Here is a 26,613-nt window from a genome sequence, read left to right on the forward strand (position 1 = left end):
CGTGTGCGAAAACTTTTATTTGAATGGCTTCATTCTTGATTTCGGGCAAACAGTAGCAGTGCAAACAACCCACTTTCAATGCACAACACGAAAGAAACAAAAACTTACACCTGAACTTTTAATTACCTTGACGCAGCAAGTCCACCAACCGAAACATCTGCAAATATCTTTAAACCTCATCTAACAGCACGAGCCTACAACTTACCTACAGAACTTTCCCACAAATAACCCGCACAACTTTAAACTCATTAAACAGGCTTGATCCATGTCGCTAAAAGACCGCTTTTCAGAAGAACTCCGTTACTTGCGAGAGTTGGGGCGTGAGTTCGCTGAAGACGACCCGCGACTGGCACCGTTCCTGGGTGACCAGGCGTCAGATCCGGGCGCTGCGCACCTGCTGGAAGGCTTCGCATTCCTGACCGCCAAGCTGGCCCTGAAGATCGAAGATGACCTGCCACAGATCACTCACCAGCTGCTGCAGCAGGTCTACCCCAACTACCTACGCCCGTTGCCCAGCCTGACCCAGGTGCGCTTTGAGCCCGTAGCGCACGCCCTCAGCGGCCCCCAGGTGATTGCCAAGGGCACGCAGCTGTTTTCTCAACCGGTAGACGGCGTCAGTTACACCTTCCGCACCTGTACCGACGTGACCCTTTACCCGTTGCAGGTGAGTGCCGCCAGCGTCTCCCACAGCGTGCAAAAGTCGGTGTTGAGCATCGAGCTGCAAGCCTTGTCGGACCAGCCATTGAGCGAGATCAACGGCGACCGCCTGGACTTCCACCTCGGCGGCGGCGATCTGAATGCATTGACGCTCTACCAGTGGCTGGCCCAGCACCTGCACAAAATGGTGTTGTGCCTCGACGACCAGCGCCTGGCCCTGCCGCCACACGCCCTGGGCTTTCCCGGCTTCGAGCCCCACGACGCCCTGCTGCCCACCTTGGGCCAGCAACTGGAGGGCTATCGCCTGCTCCAGGAATACTTCTACTTCCCCCAGCGTTTTCACGGCTTCAGCGTCAGCGGCCTGCGCCGCCTTTGGCCACAGGCAACAGCCGGGCAGATTCGCCTGGAGCTGCACTTTTCTACCCCGCTGCCGGCCACTGTGCAGGTCAACCCCGAGACGCTGTGCCTGTACTGCACTCCCGCCATCAACTTGTTTGAACACCCCGCCGAACCGATCCAGCTGGACGGCGAGGAGCTGCACGTGCAAGTGCAACCGCGCGGCCCGCACCACCAAGCCTATGAGATTTTCAGCATCGACCGGGTCAGCGCCCGGCGGCGCAAACCGCAAACCCCGGCAGATAACTACCGTGTCGACTTCGCTCCGTATGAATCGCTGCGACATCAGGTCGAACCGGTCGGCCAGCGCACGGCGCGCTATTTCAGCCACACCATTGAACCGGAGCTGCTCAAGGACCGCGCCAAACACAGCCTGCGCCTGATCCATGCCGACCAGCGCCCGTACCTGGGCGAGCGTGAAGTGCTCAACGTCGAACTGACCTGCAGCAACGGCGACCTGCCCCGGCAATTGCAGATAGGCGAGCTCAGCCTCACCACCCAGACCACGCCCTCATTCGCCACCTACCGCAACCTCACCCGCCCGAGCCGCGCCTACCCGCCGATGCTCGACGGCCAGGTGCAATGGGCGCTGATCTCGAACCTGGCCTTGAATAACCTGTCACTGTCATCGCCAGCGGCGCTCAAGGCGGTGTTGCAGGTCTATGACTTTATCGCAGCCCACGACCTGCCCCGCCACCGCGCCACCCAACGCCGCCTGGAAGGCATTCGCCGGGTCAGCACCGCACCGGTCGACTGGTTAATCAGGGGCGTGCCCGTACGCGGCAGTTGCACCACCCTGACCATCGACCCCACTGCCTTCAGCAACGCTGGCGACCTGCATCTGTTTGGCAGCGTGCTCTCGCACTTCATGGCGCTGTACGCCAGCACCAACGCCTTCCACCAGTTGGAAATCATCAACACCGCCGACGGCACCGCCTTTACCTGGCCGATGCGCACCGGTCAGCAACCGATCATTTAACGCCGGAGACCGCCATGCCGACCCTGAACCCCGCCACCACCTTTTTCAGCACCCATGGCGACGCCCGCGACGGCCGGCCCGACGGTGAGCTGTTTTGTCTCCACGACCCGCTGGAGTTCCAGCTGCGCGGGCACAGCCTCAACCCATTGGTGGACGTGGCCATGCCGCTGTTCGGGCTGGTAATTCGCCTGCGCCGGACCGACACCTACCCGCCGGTGGCACAACTGCAAGGGCACCTCACCAACCAGATCAAGGTGATGCTGGAAGAACTGCGCCAGCACGGTTACAGCGAGGCCGAGCTGCGGGTGTTCTCCTACGTGCTGTGCGTGTTTGTCGATGAGGCGGTATTGGCCACCCCGTGGGGCGCAGGCTCGATATGGCAGGCCAAGTCACTGCTGAGCACCTTCCACCAGGAAACCTGGGGCGGCGAGACTTTCTTCACCCTGCTCGCTCGCCTGCAGGAAACCCCAGAGCAGTACCGCGACGTGCTGCTGCTCATGTACCTGTGCTTGTGCCTGGGTTTCAAAGGCCAGTACGGCGTGCAGCCCCAGGGCGACCAGGTCTTGCAGCAACTGATCAGCCGATTGCAAGCCATGATGGGGGCGCTGCACGACCCAGTGCCTTCGCAGCTGACCCGCCCGCTGGACAACGTTGCGCCGCGCCACTACCAGATGAACCGGCAATGGCCGTGGTGGACACCGTGGGCGGCGGCCGGTGCGATCTGCCTGGGCGCTTATGGGTTCTTTGCAATACGCCTGAACACCATGACCCAGCAAGTTATGCAATCGCTGGAAAGCATCTTGTTGCGTTGAACTGCGTGCGTCGCATCGCCGTTATCTGTAATCCCCAAGACATTAGCAGTCCGGCAAAGACCAGTCCTGCCAACAACAAACGGAAACTTCCCACAACATATAAAGAAAGCATGAAGGCGACATCCAGATAATGCCTCTTTAAAGTTTCCAAATCTTTAAACCTGCCACATGGATCGCCAGCAGGAGTTGCCATGCCTCATCCGCGCGATGTGCGCTTTACCTTCAGTTCAACTGCCGATATCAACTTCGATATCGTCTCGTTTGAACTGACCGAAGGTCTTTGCGAACTGTATTGCCTGACCGTAGACCTGGTCAGCACTTCGGCCAATGCCAACTTCGCGCAACTGCTGGATCAACCCGCCACCCTGACGATCTGGCAAGGCGAGCAGCCAGTGCGCCATGTGCATGGCCTGATCAGCCGCTTCGAGCAGGGCAAAACCGGCTTTCGCCGCACCGTCTACCGCGCCATGATCGAACCGCAGCTGGCCCGCGCCCGCTTGCAATCGGACTGGCGCATCTTCCAGCAACGCAGCGTGCCGCAGATCCTCGAACAGCTGTGCACCGAGCGCCGTTGGGGCAACTGCACCCAGCATCTGACCGAAACCCACCTGTCCCGTGAGTACTGCGTGCAGGCTGGCGAGCTGGATTGGGACTTCTACCAGCGCCTGGCCGCCGAAGAAGGCGTGCTGTCGATCTTCCAACACAGCGAGGGCGGGCATCAGCTTATCCAGGCCGACCATATCGCCAGTTTTGGCGTGCTGCCCGGCGAACCGGTGGTGTACGAGGCCAACGCCGGTGGCGCCCAGGCGCAACCGGCGCTACACAGCTTCACCTACCGAGAGCAGGTGCGCAGCGCGCAACAGACCCAGCGCGACTACACCTTCACCCACCCGCGCTACAACCTCGAACAGCGTGAACAGGCGCGCCAGCTGGAGCATCAAAGCCCCGACTACGAACGCTACGACTACCCCGGCCGCTACAAGCACGATGACGCCGGCAAGCCCTTCACCCTCACCCGCTTGCAAGGCCTGCGCGGTGATGCACGTACTGCCGAAGTCACGGGTGACGATGCGCGCCTGGTGCCGGGGCTGGCGTTTGACCTGGTCGGCCACCCGCGTGAAGACCTCAACATCGGCTGGCGCGCCGTCGCCATCCACCACATCGGCCGCCAGCACACCGCACTGGAAGAAGAAGCTTCCGACAGCCAGGTGGGCACCCATTACAGCTTCACCGCCACACTGATTCCCGACACGGTGGAATGGCAAGCACCACCGCGCCCCAAACCCTGCATCGAAGGGCCGCAGATCGCCACCATCGTCGGCCCGCCCGGTGAAGAAATCTACTGCGACGAACACGGTCGCGTGCGCCTGCAATTTCCCTGGGACCGCCAAGGCCAGGACGACGACCGCAGTTCCTGCTGGGTGCGCGTCACCCACAACTGGGCCGGCGCCGGCTGGGGCCACGTCGCCCTGCCCCGGGTCGGTCAGGAAGTGCTGGTGGGCTTCGTGCAAGGCGATCCCGACCAGCCCCTGATCATTGGCCGCAGCTACCACGCCATCAACCGCTCGCCGTACAAACTGCCGGAGTTCAAGGCCCTCAGCCCAATCCGCAGCAAGGAATTGCACGGCGAACGCCACAACGAACTGCGCCTGGACGACACCACCGGGCAGATCAGCGCCGCGCTGATGAGCGACCACCAAGCCAGCGCCCTCACCCTCGGCTACCTCACCCACCCGCGCCCTGGCGGCGGCGTGCCACGCGGCGAAGGCTTTGAACTGCGCACCGACGCCCACGGCGTATTGCGCGCCGGCGGCGGCCTATTACTCACCACCCAACTGCGCCCGCGCGCCGCCGAGCACCACACCGACCTGCCGGAAACCGCCGAACAACTCGACACCGCCCGCCAACACCACGCCACCTTCGCTAGCGAAGCCCGCGACCACCTGGCCCAGGAAAGCGGCGATCAGGATGAAGTGGCCGACGCACTCAAGGCCCAACACAGCGCCATCCGTGGCAGCGGCGGCAACCCCGGCGCCAACCAATACCCCGAACTGGCCGAACCGCACCTGGTACTGCACAGTCCGGCCGGAATCGCCAGCAGCACCCCGCAATCCACCCACATCGCCAGCGGCGAACACCTCGCCCTGAGCAGCGGCGGCCACACCAGCCTGGCCATCGGCAAACGCCTGTTGATCAGCGCCAGTCGTGGCATGCGCACCTTTGTGCAAAGCCTGGGCTGGCGGCTGGTGGCGGCCTCCGGGGATATAGACATCCGGGCACTGAAAGACAACATCCACCTGCTGGCCAAGCTCAAGGTCACCGTGACGGCTGAGCGCATCACCTTGAGTGCCAAGGAAGAGATCGTGATTCAGGCGGCGGGGAGTAGCACCACTTACAACGCAGGTGGGATTACCCATGCCACCAGTGGGTTGTACACGGCGCATGCCACGGACTTTTTTTACGAGGGGGCGAAGAGCCAGGCGGCGGCGTTTCCGGAGGAGCCGAAGGCGGGGAAAGGGAACTTGGAACTGCTTCAACAGTATGCCAACGGGATCACTTTCAAGGGAGGTGAATACCAAGTGGAGGATGCCTTGGGCAAGGTCATCAAAGGGACGCTGGATGGCAATGGCTTTGCAGCCGTGGCCGGTGTCGCGCCAGGCCCGGCGAAAGTGCTTTTCAGCAAAGACCCGGTGGATGTCTGGACCGATCCCGGCTTCCCCGGTCCGCATGAACAGATAGAAGCAGGTGCCACTGAAGCCTCCAAACCACTGCCGGCACAAGCGCAAGCCCTGCTGGACAGTGTGCTCAACGCCACCCAGCAAACGCCAGCGAGCCTTGCCACAGATCTACTGAAAAAGACTGTGCCAATGCCAAACGTGGCGGCCACCTTTGCCTCCCAGTTACCTCAGACACTCGTGAAGAACGCCGAGATGCTCGGATTGCCACGCAAGCTCTCGGAGAAAACAAAATGACCGCAGCGACACCGCGTCCGCCCCAATCAGCCACTGGCCCGCTCAATACCACCTCAAAACACGACATCGACGCGGGCAAGGAAAAGCTCGATCAGTGGCTGCGTAAACTCACCAATGACGCCGTGGGGTGGAATGCCGTACAGACCGCAGGCTCGGTGATTCCAGGTGTGGGCACCGTCTTCGCCGCCATTGACGCCATCGGCGACCTGCTCACCCTGATTGATGGTGACCAGAACGACTTCCTTACATGGGTCAGCTTTGGCATCAACGTCGTTGGTCTGGTCTCCTTTCCAGGAGTCGGGCCGGCAAGGCTCGCCGTGCGCACCACGCTCTCAACCATCCGCCGCAACGGCCTGCCAGCCATATCTGCTGCCATGCTTAGTGCATTGGAAGAGAACCTCAATGACAAAACCCGTGGTGCACTTGAAGACTTTGCCAACGCCATACAGGTGCGTCTCAGCGAGTTGCTCACCAAAATCGCCGCAGAAATCAGAAAAGCCTGTGCCGCCTTTGCCCGCATGCTCAGGAACATTGCCAGCGAGCAAGGGCAGCAGGCGCTGGCCAAGAAAGCCAAGGTTGGCTCCTTCTTCTTTGGCCCGGTGGTCGGCATTGCCGCCCAGTTCATCATCGACGACAGGCTGCTGTCCAAATCCGTTTGCCAGAAGCTGCTCACCGTTGCCAGTGCCGCCGACAGGATCGGGTTGGCGGTGGCGCAGAAAGTTCAGGGGTTAGGGGATCCGAAAAAAATCGGCAGTATCGGCAATCTGGTCATGGAGTTGGTCAGTGCATTAGCCGCCCGCAAACGTCGCGGCGCTCACTCGACCAATTCCTCCAGCCACCAGAACAATCGCGCACAAGCCACTCATGGCCAAGGTGCACAGGTCACCCGCTCAACTGAGCGCAAAGCTGCCAATGATCCCAATGGCTGTAAAAACTGTAGTCTCAGCGTCCCTTCAGGCACTGGCCGCAGCATCAGTTTCGCTACTGGCAGTGAAACACTGGAACACACCGATTTCTCGCTGCCCGGCCCCTTCCCGATCGAGTGGACACGCACCTATCGCTCAAGCCTGTCAGCGTTTGATCAGGGAAGCTTTGGGGCACGCTGGATCACGCCGTTCTCGATTCGCATTGACCAACACGCAGATGGCCTGATCTACCACGGTTACGACGGGCGCAGCCAGCGTTACCCTGATCTCGAGATCAGCAAGCACCACTACGACCCGATCGAAGGGATGCTGCTGATTCGCACCACGGCCAATACGCTGGTGGTCGTGCGCGGTCACGACAGCCAGGAGACGTTTCAAAAGCAAGGTGATCGCTATGTGCTCAGTGGCATCACCTTGCGTGGTGGCGCCCGCATCGCCCTGCACTACGAGCACCAACACGCAGGCCGAGCCGTGCTTTCGGATCTGGTCACCTATCAGGACGACACCGCACACCACCATATCCATAGCGAACTCGACGAAAATGGATGCATCACTGCCTTGTGGTTGATGCACGAAGGCCGGCCCCAGCGCCAACTGGCGGGCTATGACTACGACGAGCATAGCGACCTGATCGCTGCACGTGACGAACACGCTGCGCAGTGGAACTACGAATATAGGCATCGCCTGATCACCCGATACACCGACCGCACTGGGCGGGGTATCAATCTACAATGGCAAGGCAAAGGCGCCGACGCCAAGGCCATACGCGAATGGGCCGACGACGGCACCTACGACACCCGACTGGAGTGGGACGAGAACATCCGTCTGACCTACGTGACCGACTCCTTGGGTCAGGAGACTTGGTACTACTACGACATCCTCGGCTACACCTACCGCGTTATCTATCCCGACGGTAATGAAGAGTGGTTCTACCGAGACGATGCCAAGAATGTTGTCCGCCATATCCATACCGACGGCAGTGCCGACAGCTATGCCTACGACGACCGTGGCAACCTGCTCCAGCACACCCGCCCCGACGGCAGCAGTGTTCATCACGCCTACGACGATCAGGATCAACGCTTCAAAACCCGCGACGCCGAAGGCGGCTTGTGGAAGTACGACTACGATCAACGCGGCAACATCATCGAAACCATCGATCCGCTGGAGAACACCACCCAGTACGCCTACAACAGCGACAACCTGCCCGTGGTCACTACCGATGCCAACGGCGGCAGCAAGCAACTCGCCTACAACGCCGACGGGCAGCTGATCCGCTACACCGACTGCTCCGGCAAGGTCAGCCACTGGGACTACGATGCACTCGGCCAGCTCAGCCGCTTCACCGATGCCGAAGGCAATGTCACCACCTACGAGTACCGCGCCGGGCAGCTGGTGCGACTTATCCACCCGGACAAAACCGAAGAACTCTTCGAACGCGACGCCGAGAGCCGCCTGCTCACCCACACCGACGCCCTGCGCCAGCGCACCACCTGGCACTATAACGAAGCCGGCTTGATCCAACAGCGTCAGGACGCCAACGGCACAACCCTCGACTACCGCTGGGACCGCCTCGGCCAACTGCTGGAACTGCGTAACGAAAACAACAGCAGCGCCAGCTTCAAGTACGACCCGGCCGGACGTTTGCTTAAGGAAACTGGCTTCGACCAGCAGACCACCCACTACCTCTACGACCACGGTAGCAATCAACCGACCCGCCGCCTCGATGGCGACCGCGTCACCGAGTTCGAATACGACCCACTCGGCCGCCTGATCGCCCGCCATGCCGGGCACAAGGAGGGCCTGGAATGGCAGACCGAGACCTTCGCCTATGACGGCAACGGCAATCTGCTGCTGGCCGAGAATGCTGCCTGCAAATTGCAATGGTTCTATGATCGCGCGGGCAACAACACCCGCGAGCACCAATACCTGCGCTACCTGCAGGAACCGCATGTGGCGGTGTGGAAGCATGAATACGATGCCCTCAACCAGCGCACCGCCACTACTCGCCCGGATGGGCATCGGGTCAGTTGGTTGACCTATGGCAGCGGCCATCTATTGGCGCTAAAGGTCGACGACACCGAGCTGCTCAGCTACCAACGCGACAACCTGCACCGTGAAATCGCCCGTAATCAGGGCAACGGTCTGCAACAGCGCCAAGTCTGGACACCCAACGGCCAGCTGTTGGAACAGGCACTGGGTAAACGCGGCGACTCCCAACGTTTGGTGGTGCGTAACTACCGGCACGACGCTGCCGGTCAGCTGACGCTCATCGACGACACCCGGCGCGGTGCACTGAGCTACCGCTATGATCCACTCGGCCGACTGCTCGCGGCCCAAACCATCAGCGGCGAAGAGACCTTCGCCTTCGATCCGGCCAGCAATCTGCTGGACCCGCAGGCGCCGCGTCGTCCCAATCAATACGGCCCTCCTAAGCTGCTGGACAACCTGCTTCGCGATTACGTCGGCACCCACTACAGCTACGACGAACGCGGCAACCTTAAAGAACGGCTGCACAATGGCAAAAAATCCCACTTCACCTGGGATCTGTACGACCGCCTGATCGGCTACGAAGATGACCGATTGACCGTCAACTTCGCCTACGACGCGCTGGGTCGGCGCCTGTTAAAACTGTCCAAAGCCAAGTACCACGACCGTCGCGAAGCCGGGCCGATGTGGAACAAGCTGGAGCGCGCCAAGCTCGATGAGCAGTACGGATGCGGCTACACCCTCTATGGCTGGGATGGTGATGTACTGGCTTTTGAAAGCCGCAACAATGACAAGAGCGAACGCCTGACCCACTACTTTTTTGAACCGAGCAGTTTTGTGCCGGTGGCGCAGGCCGTTGAACAACGCAGCATCCAACTAGTGGCCGAGCCGGTCTATGAGGGTGCTTACGACATCGACCGCGATCCGCTGTGGCAGCACAAACCCAAGCCTGTGAGCTTCAGCGCAGTGGCCTGGTATCAGTGCGACCACCTCGGCACGCCGATGGAGCTGACCGACGAGCACGGCGATATCGCCTGGGCCGGGATCTACAAAGCGTGGGGTTTAGCCAAGGAACAGCGCAGCGAGACTGCCAAGCGCGCGGATATCCGCAATCCGCTGCGCTTTCAGGGGCAGTACTTCGATGTGGAAACCGGACTGCACTACAACCGCTATCGGTACTATGATCCGCTGGTGGGGCGGTTTATCGGCAAGGACCCGATTGGGTTTGCGGGTGGGCTGAATGTCTATACCTATGCCCCCAATCCGGTGGACTGGGTTGATCCATATGGATTAGCCCGTATAAAAAATGCGGTGGATGGTGACAGAAGACATCAAGCATTTAATAACCAAATCAGGGAAAAACATCCACATGCAACCATTCAGTGCGAATGCTATTTGCGAGACTCACATGGAAATTCAGTAAAGGACCCGATTACCGAAGAGAGGCGAAGAATTGACACGGTCGTCATTGATAATGGCCGAGCGCAAACATATGAAGTAACCAGCCCAACGGCGCTAAAACAAAGTCAAATAGACAAGGAAAACAGAATAATTGACTCCGGGGGGACATACATAAGAGTAAGAGACAGAGACAGAAAGACAAAACAACTAGTCCCCATAAATGGGCCATCCATAATCAAGAGAATTCCATAGCATGGAAAAAAACTATCTGGTCTGGTCAGACATAAACTCAGTGGTCTCGAGATATCAAATGGACGACCAAGACGGCCAAAGTATTCCAGACGTCGAAAAGCAGATTATTGCAAGAAGGACGCTAACCGCACTGCGAATGTTTTTTTATAAAAATAAACTTTTAAACAATGACAGGCAAGATTCAAATGGAGAGTTACTTGGCCGCAGCTACTATCGTAATGATTTCACAGAAGATGGAATGGAATTACTCAAACGCAAAGTATCCTCATGGCTAGACTCCAAGGGCGCTCAAAAAAACCCACCAGACATGAAGGTCCTCGAAAAAGCACTTTCAGATATCCGCTCAAACAAGAAGACGTGATGACCCCTTCAGCTACCGTCACACGAAGAGATGCATTCATATGAAAGCAATCGTTCGATTGGGGGACACCACCGACCACGGCGGCGTTGTCACCGAATCCATCCCACACACCAACCTCAACGGCAAACCCATGGCCGGCAAAGGCCACATGGTGCTGTGCCCCTTATGTAAAGGCCCCTTCCCGATTGCCGAAGGCAGCAGTACCTATTCCGTCAACGGCATTCCCGTGGCCTTGGATGGCATGAAGACCACCTGCGGCGCCACCCTGATCGCCAGCGGCTCCCGCGGCTCCGTTCACCGCTGACAGCCACGAATCCAGCAATGACACTCTGCTAGCTTTTCACCAATAATCACAATAACAAGGAAGCACACATGGACATACATGGAGATATTCGAGCCTGGTTGCTCAAGCAACAGGATTGGCTTCAGGAAGCTGCAGACAGGCTGCTCAAAAACGGCCTTCTCACTCAGGACGATATTGCAGCCCTGGCGTCTCATGTGAAAACAGCAGGTGGACAGGCTGTCACCCACCATCGGCCCTTTGACGAACTTATGCACGACCCGCAAGATCTCAGCGAGGTTCGACTGGCGCGCATAGATGGGGTAACCGGCATCGAAAGTCTGGGCCCTCGCAAGCCCCTGGATTTTGGTGATGGCAACCTAACCGTCATCTACGGCCACAACGGTTCAGGAAAATCGAGTTACACCCGCATCCTGAAGAAGGTCTCGGGCAAACCACGCGCCCTTGATCTGAAGTCCAACGTATTTCAGGATTTTCCCGCCGAGAGCAAGTGCCAGATCAGCTACAGCCACAATGCCCTGAGCCACTCTCCCGAATGGCGGGTGGGCTCTCCCCCGATAGATGCGCTGCGGCAGATAGACATCTTTGATAGCGATGAAGCAGGCCACTACCTACGCGGCGAAAGCGCGGCGTCCTATACACCGCCGGTAGTAGGTTTGTTTGAAAAGCTTGCTGTAGCGACTGACAAGATCAAGGAATTGCTTCAGGCCGAGCAAGCGAAGCTCACCAGTGCCTTACCTGCAATACCAGCGATCTATCAACAGACCCAACTGGCACAGACCTATGCAGCACTTCACACCCTTCGCAAAGCCGGCGATCTCGACAAGCTGCTGGAGTGGACTGACCAGCACACGCAAAGCCTCAACGCCCTCGTAGAGCGCCTCAAAGCAGATGACCCGGACACGTTGTCGAAGCAGAAGCGCAGAACGAAGACGCAGGTCGAACAGATTATTAACGGGCTATCGAAGGCCTCGAACGCCTACGGTGCCGACAATCTAAATGCCGTCCGAACGTTAAGAGAGGCTGCGGACGCCAAAAGAAAAATTGCCAATGAAGCCGCCCAGGTCAAATCTGCCGTAATTGAGGGGGTCGGTTCAGAGACCTGGCGCGCACTGTGGGAAGCTGCACGAAAATACTCTGCAACCCCCTACCCTGCGCAACCGTTCCCTGTGACTGAAGATGCACGTTGCGTGCTATGCCACCAAGAACTCCAGCCAGACGCTCAACTTCGTCTTCTCGACTTTGAAAAGTTTGTTCAAGGACAACTGGAGCGGGACGCAAAGCAGGCAGAGGCACAGCACACAGCTGCACTGGATGAACTTCCGGTCAGTCCTACCGAGCAGCAAGTGCAAACGCAATGCGAAGCGGCCGGGTTGACCGACGTAAAGTGGGAAGAGTATCTCCTTGCCTTTTGGAACAAGGCCGCCGCCGCCCGGACCGCGCTCATCAGCTTTGAATTGGTTGAGGACGCGGCACCTGTCGATGACACAAAAGAACATATTCGTATCCTTGGGACCTACCGGGACCAGCTTGAAGCCTCAGCGATCCAGCTCGATGCAGACGCCCTCGAGTTCGACAGAGTCAAAGCCACCAGCGAGAAGCTGGAACTCGAAACAAAGAAATGGGTAGTACAACAATCAGCCGCCGTTCGTGCTGAGGTCGATCGACTTGCGAAGGTCAAGGCTTATGACGGCTGGAAGGCATTGGCGAACTCCCGAAGCATCTCGCTGAAGGCGACCGATGTGGCCGAGAAAGTTGTAACGGAAGCGTACGTGGGCCGATTCAATCGAGAGCTGCAGGCACTCGGTGCCTCAAGAATTCAGGTTGAGTTAATCAAGACCCGGACCAAAAGTGCAAAGGTTCTGCATCAACTGCGGCTGAAGGGCGTGAAAAATGCTCAAGGTACGCCTGAGACCGTGCTTAGCGAAGGTGAGCGCCGCATCATCTCGCTAGCCGCTTTCCTTGCGGACGTTGCCGACAAACCCGGATCATCACCGTTTATCTTCGACGATCCCATTTCCTCACTCGACCACGACTTTGAGTGGCATGTAGCCTGCCGGCTGGTCCAGTTGGCGAAGCAACGCCAGGTGCTGATATTCACCCACCGCCTTTCGTTGTATGGCGCCATGGACGACGTATCCAAGAAAGAAGGCGAGGCTTGGCAGAAAGCCCACTATCGGCCCATGTGCATTGAATCCTATGCCGGAACATCGGGCCAACCAGCGGATCAAGAGGTGTGGAACAACAGCACCAAGAAGGCGAATAACATCCTGCTGACTCGCCTGAATGACGCCCACAAGGCAGGCGAAGCTGGAGGTGCCGCAGCGTACCGTGGTCTGGCACAGGGCATTTGCAGCGACTTCCGCAAACTCATTGAACGCTCTGTCGAAGAAGACCTTCTGAACAAGGTGGTTTTGAGGCATCGGCGCAGCGTGACGACGGAAGGACGTCTAGCGCAGTTGCATGGAATCCTGCCTGCCGAGTGCAAGTTGATTGATGACCTTATGACGCGGTACAGCTGCTTTGAGCACAGTCAATCCGGTGAGGCCCCGGTCATCATCCCTGAAGCGGATGTGCTTAAGGTTGATATTGAGAGCCTTGCAAAGTGGCGCAAAGAGCTGAACGAACGAAGGGCACGGTTGGTTGCGGCTTAGAACTCGACGCAACTTTGGGACAATCTGACTAAATAGCGCTCGAAGATCGTGGTGATACTAACCTACCGCAACTCAGTTCCCCACATCAGCCCCCTACTCTCGCCTGGCTTACGCGAAGTAGGGGGGATTCGCCGACACCACTACCGGGGGTCAAGGTAGTTCGGAGTTGATTCTGAGTTGCAACTGGACAACGTATGACGTACCTGGCTTCTCCGGCTGGTCCGTAAACTGATGTTGCGCCTAAACCTTCCTGATTCACTTGTGGTTATCTGTCGCCGGCATCACTGATTCATTTGCTTTAATCGCTGGATGCTGTTATCGCGCGCGCCTCAACCCTGTTTATGGTTTTGTTTGATCGATGTTCCTCCAACAACGTCCTCGGCAACACAAACCCTTCAAAACTGCGCTGGGTAACCGGGTTATTGGCCTTCTCTGCCCCAATGCGATAACGCATCAACCCATCGGCGACGGCAAAGGTCAGGTCCACGCTGGTGTCGGTCCTGCCATTAAGATGCCCACGGCTGAGCAGCCGGAACAACGACCACGGCCCGCGATAGCTAAGGCTGGCGGTGTTGCCGCTGCTGTGCACCAGCGTCAGTTGGCTGCCATTGGTGTTGCCCAGACTGTTGGGCCACACCAGCCCCGTGCGTTGCGGCGCGCCGTGCTGGTAAGGGATCAGTTGGCCGTCGACGCTGAGCATGCTGCTCAGACGGGTCGCGCTCAGGGCCAGGGGTTCGATGGTGAGTTGCACGGCCAGGTGGCCGCGGTGGTTGAAGAAAGTGTCGCGGATGCGCTCGACCTTCTTGAGCTGTTCCAGCACGTCGCTGCGTACCAGGTAGCCGCCAAGGTTTTCGGAGTACAGAGCATCGAGGTTGTCCTTGAGGAACACGTTCAGGTATTGATCGTGGAACTGCTGCAGACGCCCCTGCGGGCTGAAGAAGGCTTCGAAGTCTTCCAGCGAGGCGTCCTCGCCGCTGGCCTTGAACGGGTAGCGGCTCGCCAGCCGTTCGCGGTAGAAGCTGTAGATATCACTGTCCCAGCGTTTTTCCAGTTCGCGTAAGGCGGCAATCACCATGACCTGCGAGGTCTGGTCGGCTAGCTTTTTGATTTGCTGGTTGAGTGGTTCAGGCAGGCCGACGGCGACACGTTGCAGGTTGGCAATCGGATCGGCACCGCCGAGGGAAAAACGATTGAGCACGGTTTTCAACGCCGCTTTGCCGGGGTCGGGATTGTCGTGCACGGCTTTGGCGTAGTCGTAGACGGCGCTGACGGAACGTAGCGTTTCTTCGTAATAGGACGGCTGCTCGCCGCGCGTGGTGGTCAGTTCCGTCAGGCTGGAAAACGCGCGCCGGATACCCGCAGCTTGTTGCTGGCCGTCCGACACCTTGTCCAACGTCAGTGGTGCCTGCCCTTCGACCAAGGGCGCCGACGGGTAAATCACGCTATTGTCGCGCAAGGTTTCCAGCAAACGCCGCAGAGGGGCGGCCGGGCCAGTGACCTGCTCCAGCACGGCCACGCCGTGACTGAGGTCGTCGAAGTCGGTGATCGCGAACTGATTCAGCGCACGTCGCCAGCTGTCGACATAATCGGCGCTGTATAACGCGCGGACCCGCTGGGTCAGTACTTTGCGGTCTTCGTCGGAATAGTCCAGGCGTTGCCGCTCGCCGAGCACCCACTGGTCGATCATTGCCAGCTCGATGATGCCCTCGGTGCCAGGCTCAAAGTAGTCCCTGAAGCCCTTGGCCGTGAGCAGCGGTGCCAGCATCAAGCCGCCACCCTCTTGATCGGTGTTCAATGGACTGTAGACGATGTCGAACGCCGGACCGACCTCGGCGCGCAGGTCCAATGGGCGGTGCAAACGCTCTTGGGCATCCTGTTTCAGGTTCATGTAGACCCGTTCAGCCATAGGCAACTGGCGCAACTGTTGTTGCACTTGGGCAATGCGCTCACGGTAGTGCGGCAAATCGGCGTCGGCGTATTTCAGGGCGTAGCCCAAGTGTCTCATCAAGTCGGCCTGCAACTGGCCCTGCCCGGGATAGGCCCTCTGCCACTGTTTGGCGACCCACTCCTTGACGATGGCCGGGCGGCGGTTTTGCCGTTCTTCAAGCATGCGGTAAACGCGCAAGGCCGCCAGTTGCTGATTACTACCGGCGGGCGCGGCATTGATGGCATCCAGCACACCGCTGGCAATCGCCGGCAGAAAGCGCTTGGACAGTAGATTCAGATAGGCCTCATCCACCGTCGGACCAATCGCCCTCCCCTGATACAACCCCATATCCGCCAGCAGCGGCCATGCCTCGCGATAGTCACCGTACACCAGCACCGCATCGCGAATCTGATCCAGCGGCACCAGCAGATTGCGCCCGGTCGTGTCGACCTTGGTGTCGATGTCCCGCTCACTGAACTCCTGACTCTTGGCCAGGACGCTCGCAGCCTTGTCGCGGTTGATGTTGAAGTAAAACTGCCAGGTTCCGATCACCACCAAAACGCCCAAGGACGCGACGCTGAAGCCAGCGATCAGCAGTCGTCGCTTGTTACGGGCCACCTTGATGTTGTCACCCGCCAGACCTGCTTCCGGGTAAATCACTCGCTGGAAAAGCTGCTGGGCAAAGTAGATCGCAGTGCCACCAGCAGGCTTGACCTCGGGGGGCGGTGGCGGCAGTTGATACGCTTGCCCTGCCTCTTTGACGAAGGCATTGGTCAAGGTGCCCTGCTGAAATACCGGGGAGAAATACAGCCCGCGCACCAGCGCAGGGGTGGTGAAACGATCACTGCCGAGCATCTCGCTCAGGAAACCCGACAGTGCCGGGCGCAGGCCCGCCATCTGACGCAACAGGCCCTGCAGTCGATCGCGCTCGGTCAGCCCACGCGACTCCTTGACACTGTCGAAGATCTGTTCACTCAGGTAGGTGACAAAGATCTGGTAATGGCGGGTCAGTTCCGTCAGCCAGGCATCGAAATCATCCACCGCGTCCAGACTGAAGGTGAAACCCAGCAGGTCTTCGCGCCCACTATGCGACAACCGGGCGAAGAACTCTTCGAAGCCTTCCAGCAGGTCGAACTTGCTCAGCGTCACGTACACCGGCAAGCGCGTACCCAATTGCCGCGTCAGCTCAAACAGCCGGGTGCGCAGCAGGTTGGCGTGGGCCTTGCGTTGTTCGGGACGTTGCGCCAACAAGGCCTGCACATCGATCACCAACACCACGCCGTTCAATGCGCGACGGCTGCGGTTGCGCGCCAGCCAGTCGATCAGGTGCCGCCATAGACGTGGGTGAGTGCCAGCGGGCAATACCGGTTTGACCTTGCCTTGGATCGCGCCTTGCTGCTCGACGCTATCAGCCGCTGGCTCCGGATGACTGAGGAATTCACCCGGCGGGTCAATCAACACCGCCTCGTCACCGATCCACCAATCCACTGGATAGGCCAGTTGTTCTTCCTGGTGCGCCCTGACCCCGGCCCTGGTCACATGGGACAAGGCAAAGCTCTGATTGGAGCGTGTGATCAGGCTGGTCTTGCCGGCATTTTCCTCGCCCAACACCAGATACCATGGCAATTGATAGAGCGAACGGCGGCGTTCCATGTTGTTGAGCAAGTTGCCCAGGCTGCGGTCCAGTGCTCGCTCCTGCGCCTCGATGTAAGGCAGGCACGGGTCGGCCTGCACCGCGGCCTCGTGCTGGCGTTCAAGCTGCAGCCGGTGATAACGACTACGCACCCGCCATGCCCAGATCAGCAGCGGCACCACCAGCACCACAACGCTGGCCGAGACGCGCATCGCCAACTCGCTCAGCGGCCGATGTTCACGCCAGGCCCACTGCGGGCCCAGCCACCAGATAGCGATCAATAAAAACACCACGCCCAGCAGCACCAGTATCGGCAATGCCTGGTTGAACTGACGCAGTACCGGCAGGCCCCAACGTTTGACGTATCCCCAGAACATCCCCATAAATCGCTCCTACTCCTTAACCGCTTTAATCAAATGACTGTCGTCGATGGGTTGCGCCACTTTCCGGTACAACTCCGGCTCCCACCCCTGCGCCGTGGTATCGCGCATCAACCGCGCAACGCTGGCGTACAGGTCGTCCGCCAGCCACGACAGGCCACGCGATGCCAGCAGGTCGGCAGCAATCACCGTGGCGTAGCTGCGCTGGCGCGGGGCGTCATGAGAGGCGTGCAGGTCCTGCAAGCGCAGCAGCACCACTTCGACGCCTTCGGTGTTGAGTTGGGTGGTCAGTTCGTCGCGCAGGCCGGCGTATTCCTGCACCGGGCTGCCGGTGGTTTGCGCCTCATCGGCGGCGGTGATCCATGCTTGGGTTTGTGCGTCCACGAACGGTGTGCCATCGCTGAAACACAACTCCAGCAGGGCCGGCAGGCGGCAGACGAAACGTTCGCAGGTCTGGCGAATGGCAGCGGCCACTTCTTCCATCGCCAGGCGCGAGGCGACTTGGGCGGCCAAGTAGCTGCCGCGCAACCAGTACGGTGAGGCGCAGACGCTTTTCTCGAGACGCGGCAGCAGGTTCGGGTCGAGCGTATTGTGGTTCAGCGCGTCCTGGTAACCGTCGACTATGTCCTTGGGCACGGCGGTCAATTCGGTTCGACGATCGCGGGTGATGGGGGGCGCGGTGCGCAAATGCGACCACAGGCCGAAGCGCCGTAATTGATAGCCGGTGGGGTCGTAGGGATCTTGTTGATTGATCTGCTCGGCCATGCTCAACACGGCGCGGCGCTGTTCACGCTCGTTGCCTGGCGCCTGCGGCTTGGGGCTGGTGAAAAATGCTGAATCCAGAACGCCGCTGGAGGTGACTGCATGGGACGGTTCAGCGGCAACGACCGGCTCACTGTATTTGCTCAACTGGCGTTGCAACGCCTCCAACGGGGCGGGATCGAACCTGGCGGTTTCCACGCATCTTTGCAGGGTAGCCATGGCCAATTCCGCAGCCGCCTGGCAAGCCGGGGTAAAGCTACTGCGATCCAGGGACGGCAACACCTGCACCAGGTTCTCCAACAGGCGCTGCACCTGCTTACGCTTGTTCAGATAGCCCGTCGGGCCGGGCTTGGGATAGGCATTGTCCCAATACAGGTCGACCATACCGGCCACCAAGCCCAACGCATCCGCCCAGCGCGCCCATTGCCGGGTCCGCAGCCACACTACTTGCAGATGACCGAGGATGCGCCAGTGCTTGCACTGGGTGGCCAGGTATTCGCGGGACGCTTCGTCGATATACGGCCAATCGATGTCGCTTTCGCGCAGGCCGCCGAGCTTGACCATTTCCTGATCGATGGCCTGATAGGTTTCGTCCTCCACATCGAAATGGCCGGCGAGTTGTTCTGGGTCGATGGGGGTCAGCAGTCGCTTGACGGTATCCGCCGGAACGTCGATCACCAGCGACATACCTTGCGCTCCTGCTCTATCAGTTCGCCCAGCCCTTCAGCGTCGAACACCAGCCCGTTCAGCCGCAGGTAGTCACTCTCCAGTCGCAGGCGCTGGCCGCCGCCCATGTTGCGTAACAAGGCAATGGCCTGCAGCCCTCGTCCCGCATCCACCACCAACCCGGCATCGTCCAGCACTTGCCACCGATAGGCCTCGGAAACCGGTCGGTCGTCCTTGAACAGCTGGATGCGAATTTTGTTGGGTTTGGCTGGCTCATCCAGTACCAGTTGCAGGCGGGAAATTTTCGATTCGCAACTGATAACCAGGTGAGGTCGAGGTGGCAACGCGCCCAGGGCCGGGGCGGAGATCACCAGCCGTTGTTGCCGCTCATCGTCCGGCTCTGGAAACGACGACAGCAGAAAACGCTGATCCTCGGGTGGACGCTTGACTTCGTTGCGTTGCACCAGGTCGATAATCGGCAGTACCTGCCCAACGGCGCGTGGCGCCGCTGGCGCGTGATGGATGGGCGTGCCAGCGGCCAAATCAAAACACTCCAGGCGCTTCAAGGGCGAGACAATTGAGGGGCAGTCTTGTGTTGCCGCCTGCACATCCATTACGGCCACGACCGTCAGACAAAGCCCCCATTTCCATCCTTGCCCGTGCATCAACGCCTCCTGAGTATGTCTCGTCGAAATCAGAATCCGATGTTCTCAGCATCTTTAAAATCAACATGACTTATTTGAAAGTTCAACAAATTAACTTACAGAGCCTCACCAGAACTCAATGAATAAGCAAGTAGAAAACAAACAGTGCCTTGCAAAAGTCCCAACAAAAAGACACGCCCTTCAGATGTATCCGTGGAAGTTGTAGGAAAACCAGTAACGATCCGCAAGGTATTATTTCCTACATTAAAAGCCCACGAATCGCGTCCACAACGTCCTACAAGACAAACGTTGCAACAACTGTTTCTAATACGCCGACCTTATGAAAAGGATTCTTCCCATGTCGAAAAATCACGGCTCTGTCGCGCCCAAAGAGCGCATCAACATCAAGTACGTCCCGGCCACGGGCGATCAACAGGCCGAAGTTGAGTTGCCGCTGAAGTTGCTGATCACCGGTGACTTCAAAGGCCACGGCGAACTTACTGCCCTGGAAGATCGGCAAGCTGTACGCATCGATAAAGATACGTTTAATGAAGTTCTGACCAAAGCCGAAGTTGCCCTGGACATGGCGGTTCCGTCCGTTTTAAGCAAAGACTGCGACACCGATTTGAACGTACGGCTTCAATTTAAAAATATTCATGACTTCGGCCCTGACGCCGTCGCCCGACAAATTCCCGAATTGAACAAGTTGCTGGAACTTCGCGAAGCCCTCGTTGCACTCAAAGGTCCGATGGGCAACGTTCCGGCCTTTCGCAAACACCTGCAAAACCTGCTGACCGATGCAACCGCCCGCCAACGCCTGGCCAGTGAACTGGACCTGGTGCTCGACGCGCCCAACGACTGACTTGAACGCCCTTCTCAACGGAGTACTCCCGATGTCTATGGAAAGCGCCGCCACCCAAGTGTTGGTGGCTGACGAACAGCCGTCGTTGCTTGATCAACTGCTGGCCAACACCACCATGCGCCCGTCTCAGGAAGGCTACGCGGTAGCTCGCCAAGGCGTGGCTGCGTTCATCAGCGAGATCCTGCAAAGCGGCGATCATCAACAGCCGGTCAACAAGCATCGGGTCGACCAGATGATCGCCGAGATTGATCATGCCCTGAGCAAGCAGATGGACGTGATTCTGCATCAGCCGCAGTTCCAACAACTGGAGTCGTCGTGGCGTGGGCTGAAGCTGCTGGTGGATCGCACGGATTTTCGCGAGAACATCAAGCTGGAAATGCTGCATGTCACCAAAGAAGAGCTGCTGGACGACTTCGACAACGCCGGTGACATCACCCGCAGCGGCTTGTACAAGCACGTCTATACCGCCGGCTACGGCCAGTTTGGTGGTGAGCCCGTTGGTGCCATCGTCGGCAACTACACCTTTGGCCCTGGTTCGTCAGACATCAAATTGCTCAGTTACGTGGCTTCCATCGGCGCCATGTCCCATGCGCCGTTCGTCTCGGCGGCAGGCCCAGAGTTGTTCAATCTGGAAGGTTTCCAGGGGCTGCCCGACCTCAAGGAAATCAGCGACATTTTCGACGGCCCACGCCACACCAAATGGCGCAGCCTGCGTGAATCCGAAGATGCTCGTCATCTGGCCCTGACCCTGCCACGTTTCCTGCTGCGCACGCCGTACAGCACCGACGACAACACCACTCGCAGCTTCGGCTATGACGAAACCGTCGACGGTGACCACGACAATTACCTGTGGGGTAACACTGCGTTCCTCATGGCTTCGCGGATTACCGACAGCTTCGCCCGCTACCGCTGGTGCCCGAACATCATCGGTCCGCAATCCGGCGGCGCGGTGGATGATCTGCCCGTGCATCTGTACGAATCTCTCGGCCAATTACAGGCCAAGATCCCCACCGAAGTACTGATTTCCGACCGCAAGGAATTTGAACTGGCCGAAGCCGGGTTCATTCCGCTGACCATGCGTAAGGACAGCGACAATGCGGCGTTCTTTTCCGCCAACTCGGTGCAAAAGCCCAAGAGCTTCCCCAAGACCCGCGAAGGCCAGGAAGCCCAGACGAACTACAAGCTCGGCACCCAGTTGCCGTACCTGTTTATCGTCAATCGCCTGGCCCACTACATCAAGGTGCTGCAACGCGAGCAGATCGGCAGTTGGAAAGAACGCCAGGACCTGGAACGCGAGCTGAACATGTGGCTCAAGCAGTACATCGCCGACCAGGAAAACCCTTCGAGTGACGTACGCAGCCGTCGCCCCTTGCGTGCCGCGAAAATTGAAGTTCAGGACGTGGCCGGGAATCCGGGCTGGTACCAAGTGTCGCTGTCGGTAAGACCACACTTCAAGTACATGGGCGCCAACTTCGAGATCTCGCTGGTCGGTCGACTGGATACGCAATAAGTGGGCGGCAGCCTGTTTGAACGTCTCGAGCCCGACGCACCGCGCTACCGCCCGGGCAGCGCGGATGAACAGGCCCGCCAGCGTGTCGAGGCGATAAAACACCACTTGGAACAGGTGCTCAACTCTCGCCAGGGCTGCTCGCAAAGCAGCCCTGAACTGGGCCTGCGCGACTTCAATGGGGTCACCCAGGCCAGCAGTGATCTGGTGGTCGCCATCAGCACCGACATCCGGCGCTCGGTGGAGGCATTTGAACCACGTATCAAGGTAACGGGCGTGCGTTATCAACCCGACCCGGACTTGCCGTTGGAACTGAACTTTCGCCTGGATTGCCAGGTGCGGGTCAGCCACAAGGAAGAACAGGTGCAGATCGAAGTGGCCATGCATGGCCGCGACGGCTACACCCGCGTGAGATGAGGAAGCAATGGACCTGAAACAACGCTTTGCCGAGGAGCTGCGCTACCTGCGCGAACTCGGGCGCGAGTTCGCCGAAGACAATCCGCAACTCGCGCAGTTTCTCGGCGATCAGGCCGGCGACCCGGACGTGGAGCGGCTGTTGGAGGGCTTCGCGTTCCTCACCGCCAAGCTGGGGATGAAGATCGATGACGATTTGCCGGAGCTGACCCATCCGCTATTGCAGATGCTCTGGCCCAACTACCTGCGGCCTCTGCCCAGTGCGACCATCATTCGCTTTACACCCTTGCCCGATGCGATCAGCCAGTGCCAGGTGATTCCCAAGGGCACGCCGTTGTTCGCCAAACCGGTGGATGGCATCTCCTGCCAGTTTCGCACGTGCACCGACGTCAATCTGTACCCGCTCGCCTTGCAGGAGGTCAGCGATGCCCACAGTCGTGAGGCCTCGGTGATGCGTATCGATCTCAAGGTGTTGACGGAGCAACCGCTCACCAGCATGGCCTGTAACCAGCTGGAATTTCATCTGGGCGGCGATAGCGCCACTGCGTTGACCTTGTACCTATGGCTTGCCCATTACCTGGACAGCGTCACGCTGCACATCAATGGCCAACGCTATCGCCTGTCGGCCAAGGATATTGGCTTCCCCGGTTTCACCGCCGAAGAGGCACTGCTGCCCTACCCGCGCAACGTATTCGATGGCTATCGCATCCTGCAGGAATATTTTGTATTCCCGCAGCGCTTCCACTTTTTCAGCCTGACCGACTTGGCTCACGTCTGGCCGGATGTCAGCGCCCCCACCCTGCGCTTCGAGTTTCAGTTCACCCGGCCCATGCCACCGGACATCCGCCTGCGTACCAGCGACCTGCACTTGTACTGCGCACCGGCGGTGAACCTGTTCCGCCACGATGCCAATCCAGTCTCCCTGGACGGACGCAGCCAGGAGCGGCGCATCAGCCCCAGCGGCAGTCAGCCCGAGGCTTACGAGATTTTCAGCGTCGACAACGTCGCCGGCTGGGACGCCGCCGACAAGGAGCGCAAGGGCGATCCGCTGCGCACGTTTACCCCGTTCGAATCGTTTCAGCATGAGATCGAACATGCGCGCGGCCGCACGGCCTTGTACTTCCGCACACATATCGAAGAGTCCCACGGCCGCGAAGGCCTGCGCCATCGCATCGCCTTCGTGCGTGGCGATGAGAGCCTGTATATCGGCGAGCATGAAACGGCGTCCATCGAGCTGACCTGCACCAATCGCGACCTGCCGCAGTTGCTTGGCGTGGGGGATGTGTCGCGATCAACTGAAGTCACGCCATCGTTTGCCACTTACACCAACCTGATCGCACCGACGCGCAGCTACCGACCAGTACTGGACAGCAGCCTGCACTGGACGCTGATTTCCAACCTGTCGCTGAACTACCTGTCGCTGCTCTCGGCCGAGCCGCTCAAGGCGGTAATCCGCGCCTATGACTTCGCTGCGTTGCACGATCTGCAACAGGCCCGCGCCACCCGCAAACGCCTCAATGGCATCCACGAGGCGGTGACCACCCCCATCGACTGGCTGATGAAAGGCCAGCCGGTGCGTGGCCTGCAGACCCAACTGAAACTGGACCAGAACGCCTTTCTCTGCGAGGGCGAGTTGTACCTGTTTGCCAGCGTGCTTTCGCACTTCTTCGCCCTGTACGCAAGCATCAATTCCTTCCATCGCCTGGAAGTGATCAATACCACTAACAACGAGCGTTATGAATGGCCACTGTTGACCGGCAGACAGCCCGTGATCTAGCCGACGTGCTGTTGGCCGACGCGCGGAACTATTCGTTTCACCGTCTGCTGGAGCATCTGCACGCCTTGCATGGCGATGACCTGGAAGCACAGCCATTGAGTGCGGCGGCGCGGCGGCGTGTGCGGCTGCAAAGCCACGCGGGGTTGGGATTTCCGGCTTCCGATGTGGTCGTGGCAGCACGTCTGGAAGAGGATCGCGCAGAAGCGCGTTATCGCCTGCAGACGAGCTTCTTTGGCCTGCACGGCACCGACTCGCCGCTGCCCGGTTATTACCTGGATCGTCTGGCCTACGAGCAAGCCCAGGAACGCGGTATTCGCCCGGCGTTCATGGACTTTTTCAATCATCGCTTGCTGACCCTGCTGCACCACAGTTGGCGTAAATACCGCTACTACATCCGCTTTCAGGCCGAGGCCAGCGATCGTTTTTCGCGTTATGTGTTTTCACTGATCGGCTTGAACGATAACGACCTGCGCGGCGCCACGCCGCTGCCATGGGGTCGTCTGTTGAGCTTTGCCGGGTTGATCGCCAGTCGCAGTCGCTCGCCCTCGATGGTGTCCGGAATTGTCGAGCATTGCTTTGATCTGCACGGCGTGCACATCCGTGAATTCGAGGTGCGCTCGGTGAGCTTTCCACAATGTCAGCGCATGACGCTGGGCAGGGCCAATGGCACGTTGGGTAGCGATTTTGTAGTGGGTGATCGCAGCAAGACCCGCGCCAGCAAGTTCACTCTGGTGATTCCCAACCTGACCCAGGCGCGCTTCCGGCAGTTTTTGCCCAGTGGAGAGCAGTTCGGGCGACTGCGTCAGTTGATGGATTTTTTGCTGCGCGACGTCACTGCCTATGACCTGGAGCTCGGGTTGCGCGAAGAGGATGTACCGCCGTTCAACCTGCAACGCGACAGCGGCACCCACTTGGGCTGGACCAGCTTTATCGAGCATCAGCACCGCCATCGCGCCGTGGTACGGATTCGGGGGCGCGCATGAAACTGAGCCTGGTTATCAATAATCCTGCGCAATTGCTGCATGGGTATCTGCCCAGTCATCGGTTTGGTTTGCGGGGTGGCAACATCGGCAGTGCCTCGGCGGACTGGTGCCTGGTGGATCGCCTAAACAGCGTCCACCCGAACCATTGCGAAATCCGGGTCGTCGAAGGACGTTTCTGCGTGATCGATCGCAGTGGCAGCACCTATGCCAATGGTCATGATTTGCCGCTGGCCCGTAATGTGGCAGTGAGCCTCAACGATGGCGACCTGCTGCAGATTGGCGCGTATCGGGTCGCGGTGCAGCTGGGTGAGTACGCTCCAGGCCAGCGTTCGCTCGATGAGCTGTTTACCGGCCAGTCGCAAGGCCTGCAAGCCTGGCACCTGGAGGAACGACCGAGTCTTCCCCTGCCCTGCCCGCGACCTGTCACTTGCCCGGACTTCGAGCGCCTTTGCCAATCTGTGGACTTTGCAGAGCAAGGTGATCCGTTGCGAGCACTGCAAGCAGCGCCGCCCTCAAGGCAGCCGCCTGAAGTTCACCCATTGACTCCAAAACGCCCTGGCACGCCACTCAGCAACTTGCGCCTGGGAGTCTTGTTGCTCGCCTGCCTGACTCTCGGCGGGTGCACCATGCTCGACAAAGTCGGCCAAGTGATCCGGGATCCTTCGATCCCGGTCGGCGGCCCCGGCGATCAGCCCAGCCTCTACTCCCTGAGCCTGCATGCCAGCGACCACGTCAATCCACGCCTGATCAGCACCGGCACCGCACCGGATGATGATGCGAGCCGCGCGCCCTACACCCTCAACGTTCAGGCGAGCAGCCCGCAGGCACTGACCGACAAAGTGCAGACCCTGCTCAGCCACCTTTACGAAAGCATGCCCGCCCAGTCGCCGCTGACTGTTGACCCCGAACCCGAGGTACCGATGTCGCCTCTCGAGGACGCGCTGCTGGGTGAATATGACGCCCAGGGTGTCAGCCTGACCACGCCCTGGGGCGACCCGACGCTGCAGCACGTCGCGACGCCGATCACCTTCAAGGTTTTGCAACTGACCGATGACTCACTGTTGGTCAACGCCAGTCCCCAGGCCCTGACCGAGGACCTGAAAAAGACCCTGGGCAGCACCTACATCCGCGCCGACGACTATCTGCTCCAACCCGGCCAATTCAAGTTCGTCGACCTGCGCCCCCTGGATGAAGACACCCGGTTTATCGCGGTAATCGCCAACTACCACAACGACGAAGTCGGCCAGTGGAAACAGCGCCTGCGGGTCGAGCCAAAAGGCCGGCAGTACGCCGTGCTGGTGCAGTTGGACGCCACCCAGGTCAGCCTCAAAGGAGAAACCCGATGACGCCCTTTTCAGCCG

16 protein-coding genes are annotated in these 26,613 nt (G+C 59.4%); 13 read left to right on the forward strand and 3 right to left on the reverse strand.

Features of this window, described 5'->3' with window-relative positions; all coding sequences use genetic code 11:
* Nucleotides 1-265 precede the first annotated feature (265 nt).
* From tssF (CAF80_RS07115) to CAF80_RS07145, 7 genes are all read left to right on the forward strand, one after another.
* Complete coding sequence (gene tssF / locus CAF80_RS07115; protein WP_074692342.1) at nucleotides 266-2,032, forward strand: type VI secretion system baseplate subunit TssF; 1,767 nt, start codon at nucleotides 266-268, stop codon at nucleotides 2,030-2,032.
* Between the two features lie 14 nt (nucleotides 2,033-2,046).
* A complete protein-coding gene (icmH, locus tag CAF80_RS07120) occupies nucleotides 2,047-2,844 on the forward strand; it encodes a type IVB secretion system protein IcmH/DotU (protein WP_081353144.1) in 798 nt (265 codons plus the stop codon).
* A gap of 191 nt (nucleotides 2,845-3,035) precedes the next feature.
* Nucleotides 3,036-5,816: a type VI secretion system Vgr family protein gene (locus tag CAF80_RS07125; protein ID WP_074692345.1), complete on the forward strand. Its 2,781-nt coding sequence runs from the start codon at nucleotides 3,036-3,038 to the stop codon at nucleotides 5,814-5,816.
* A complete protein-coding gene (locus CAF80_RS07130) occupies nucleotides 5,813-10,381 on the forward strand; it encodes an RHS repeat-associated core domain-containing protein (RefSeq protein WP_074692348.1) in 4,569 nt (1,522 codons plus the stop codon). Before CAF80_RS07125 ends, CAF80_RS07130 begins: the two co-directional genes overlap by 4 nt.
* A 58-nt stretch (nucleotides 10,382-10,439) precedes the next feature.
* On the forward strand, nucleotides 10,440-10,742 hold the full coding sequence (locus CAF80_RS07135; protein WP_134333767.1) for a hypothetical protein: 303 nt from the start codon (nucleotides 10,440-10,442) through the stop codon (nucleotides 10,740-10,742).
* 40 nt (nucleotides 10,743-10,782) lie between these two features.
* Entirely contained in the window at nucleotides 10,783-11,046 is a 264-nt protein-coding gene (locus tag CAF80_RS07140; protein ID WP_074692353.1) for a PAAR domain-containing protein, read from the forward strand.
* Between the two features lie 68 nt (nucleotides 11,047-11,114).
* A complete protein-coding gene (locus CAF80_RS07145; protein ID WP_085667053.1) occupies nucleotides 11,115-13,697 on the forward strand; it encodes an AAA family ATPase in 2,583 nt (860 codons plus the stop codon).
* A 298-nt stretch (nucleotides 13,698-13,995) separates the two neighbouring features.
* Here CAF80_RS07145 and tssM read toward each other — a convergent pair whose 3' ends face one another.
* Genes tssM through CAF80_RS07160 form a run of 3 tightly spaced genes read right to left on the reverse strand, consistent with a single transcriptional unit; the run spans nucleotide 13,996 to nucleotide 19,607 of the window.
* A complete protein-coding gene (gene tssM / locus CAF80_RS07150; RefSeq protein WP_085667054.1) occupies nucleotides 13,996-17,640 on the reverse strand; it encodes a type VI secretion system membrane subunit TssM in 3,645 nt (1,214 codons plus the stop codon).
* A gap of 9 nt (nucleotides 17,641-17,649) precedes the next feature.
* The gene (gene tssA / locus CAF80_RS07155; protein ID WP_074690619.1) at nucleotides 17,650-19,086 is read right to left on the reverse strand and encodes a type VI secretion system protein TssA; all 1,437 of its coding nucleotides are present in this window, start codon (nucleotides 19,084-19,086) and stop codon (nucleotides 17,650-17,652) included.
* Complete coding sequence (locus tag CAF80_RS07160) at nucleotides 19,074-19,607, reverse strand: type VI secretion system-associated protein TagO (protein WP_235375881.1); 534 nt, start codon at nucleotides 19,605-19,607, stop codon at nucleotides 19,074-19,076. The genes tssA and CAF80_RS07160 overlap by 13 nt, the downstream gene beginning before the upstream one ends.
* Before the next feature lie 460 nt (nucleotides 19,608-20,067).
* Here CAF80_RS07160 and tssB point away from each other — a divergent pair, with 460 nt between their 5' ends.
* Genes tssB through tssJ form a run of 6 tightly spaced genes read left to right on the forward strand, consistent with a single transcriptional unit; the run spans nucleotide 20,068 to nucleotide 26,598 of the window.
* The gene (tssB, locus tag CAF80_RS07165; RefSeq protein ID WP_074690621.1) at nucleotides 20,068-20,571 is read left to right on the forward strand and encodes a type VI secretion system contractile sheath small subunit; all 504 of its coding nucleotides are present in this window, start codon (nucleotides 20,068-20,070) and stop codon (nucleotides 20,569-20,571) included.
* Nucleotides 20,572-20,608: 37 nt separating this feature from the next.
* Entirely contained in the window at nucleotides 20,609-22,081 is a 1,473-nt protein-coding gene (gene tssC / locus CAF80_RS07170) for a type VI secretion system contractile sheath large subunit (RefSeq protein ID WP_074690622.1), read from the forward strand.
* Nucleotides 22,082-22,495: a type VI secretion system baseplate subunit TssE gene (gene tssE / locus CAF80_RS07175; RefSeq protein WP_039768339.1), complete on the forward strand. Its 414-nt coding sequence runs from the start codon at nucleotides 22,082-22,084 to the stop codon at nucleotides 22,493-22,495.
* A 7-nt stretch (nucleotides 22,496-22,502) separates the two neighbouring features.
* Complete coding sequence (gene tssF, locus CAF80_RS07180; protein WP_039768337.1) at nucleotides 22,503-24,269, forward strand: type VI secretion system baseplate subunit TssF; 1,767 nt, start codon at nucleotides 22,503-22,505, stop codon at nucleotides 24,267-24,269.
* A complete protein-coding gene (gene tssG, locus CAF80_RS07185) occupies nucleotides 24,233-25,252 on the forward strand; it encodes a type VI secretion system baseplate subunit TssG (RefSeq protein WP_085667055.1) in 1,020 nt (339 codons plus the stop codon). Before tssF (CAF80_RS07180) ends, tssG begins: the two co-directional genes overlap by 37 nt.
* Nucleotides 25,249-26,598 (forward strand): type VI secretion system lipoprotein TssJ, encoded by a 1,350-nt coding sequence (gene tssJ / locus CAF80_RS07190; protein WP_074690626.1) that lies wholly within the window; start codon nucleotides 25,249-25,251, stop codon nucleotides 26,596-26,598. The genes tssG and tssJ overlap by 4 nt, the downstream gene beginning before the upstream one ends.
* The last annotated feature ends 15 nt before the right edge of the window (nucleotides 26,599-26,613 follow it).

It is taken from the genome of Pseudomonas sp. B34(2017) (assembly GCF_002112915.1).
Lineage (GTDB): Bacteria > Pseudomonadota > Gammaproteobacteria > Pseudomonadales > Pseudomonadaceae > Aquipseudomonas > Aquipseudomonas pharyngis.

What these genes read in the sequence shown, in the direction of transcription:
- tssF (WP_074692342.1), top strand. Translation starts at nt 266, where the DNA reads ATGTCGCTAAAAGACCGCTTTTCAGAAGAACTCCGTTACTTGCGAGAG.
- icmH (WP_081353144.1), top strand. Translation starts at nt 2,047, where the DNA reads ATGCCGACCCTGAACCCCGCCACCACCTTTTTCAGCACCCATGGCGAC.
- CAF80_RS07125 (WP_074692345.1), top strand. Translation starts at nt 3,036, where the DNA reads ATGCCTCATCCGCGCGATGTGCGCTTTACCTTCAGTTCAACTGCCGAT.
- CAF80_RS07130 (WP_074692348.1), top strand. Translation starts at nt 5,813, where the DNA reads ATGACCGCAGCGACACCGCGTCCGCCCCAATCAGCCACTGGCCCGCTC.
- CAF80_RS07135 (WP_134333767.1), top strand. Translation starts at nt 10,440, where the DNA reads ATGGACGACCAAGACGGCCAAAGTATTCCAGACGTCGAAAAGCAGATT.
- CAF80_RS07140 (WP_074692353.1), top strand. Translation starts at nt 10,783, where the DNA reads ATGAAAGCAATCGTTCGATTGGGGGACACCACCGACCACGGCGGCGTT.
- CAF80_RS07145 (WP_085667053.1), top strand. Translation starts at nt 11,115, where the DNA reads ATGGACATACATGGAGATATTCGAGCCTGGTTGCTCAAGCAACAGGAT.
- tssM (WP_085667054.1), bottom strand. Translation starts at nt 17,640, where the DNA reads ATGGGGATGTTCTGGGGATACGTCAAACGTTGGGGCCTGCCGGTACTG.
- tssA (WP_074690619.1), bottom strand. Translation starts at nt 19,086, where the DNA reads ATGTCGCTGGTGATCGACGTTCCGGCGGATACCGTCAAGCGACTGCTG.
- tssB (WP_074690621.1), top strand. Translation starts at nt 20,068, where the DNA reads ATGTCGAAAAATCACGGCTCTGTCGCGCCCAAAGAGCGCATCAACATC.
- tssC (WP_074690622.1), top strand. Translation starts at nt 20,609, where the DNA reads ATGGAAAGCGCCGCCACCCAAGTGTTGGTGGCTGACGAACAGCCGTCG.
- tssF (WP_039768337.1), top strand. Translation starts at nt 22,503, where the DNA reads ATGGACCTGAAACAACGCTTTGCCGAGGAGCTGCGCTACCTGCGCGAA.
- tssG (WP_085667055.1), top strand. Translation starts at nt 24,233, where the DNA reads ATGGCCACTGTTGACCGGCAGACAGCCCGTGATCTAGCCGACGTGCTG.
- tssJ (WP_074690626.1), top strand. Translation starts at nt 25,249, where the DNA reads ATGAAACTGAGCCTGGTTATCAATAATCCTGCGCAATTGCTGCATGGG.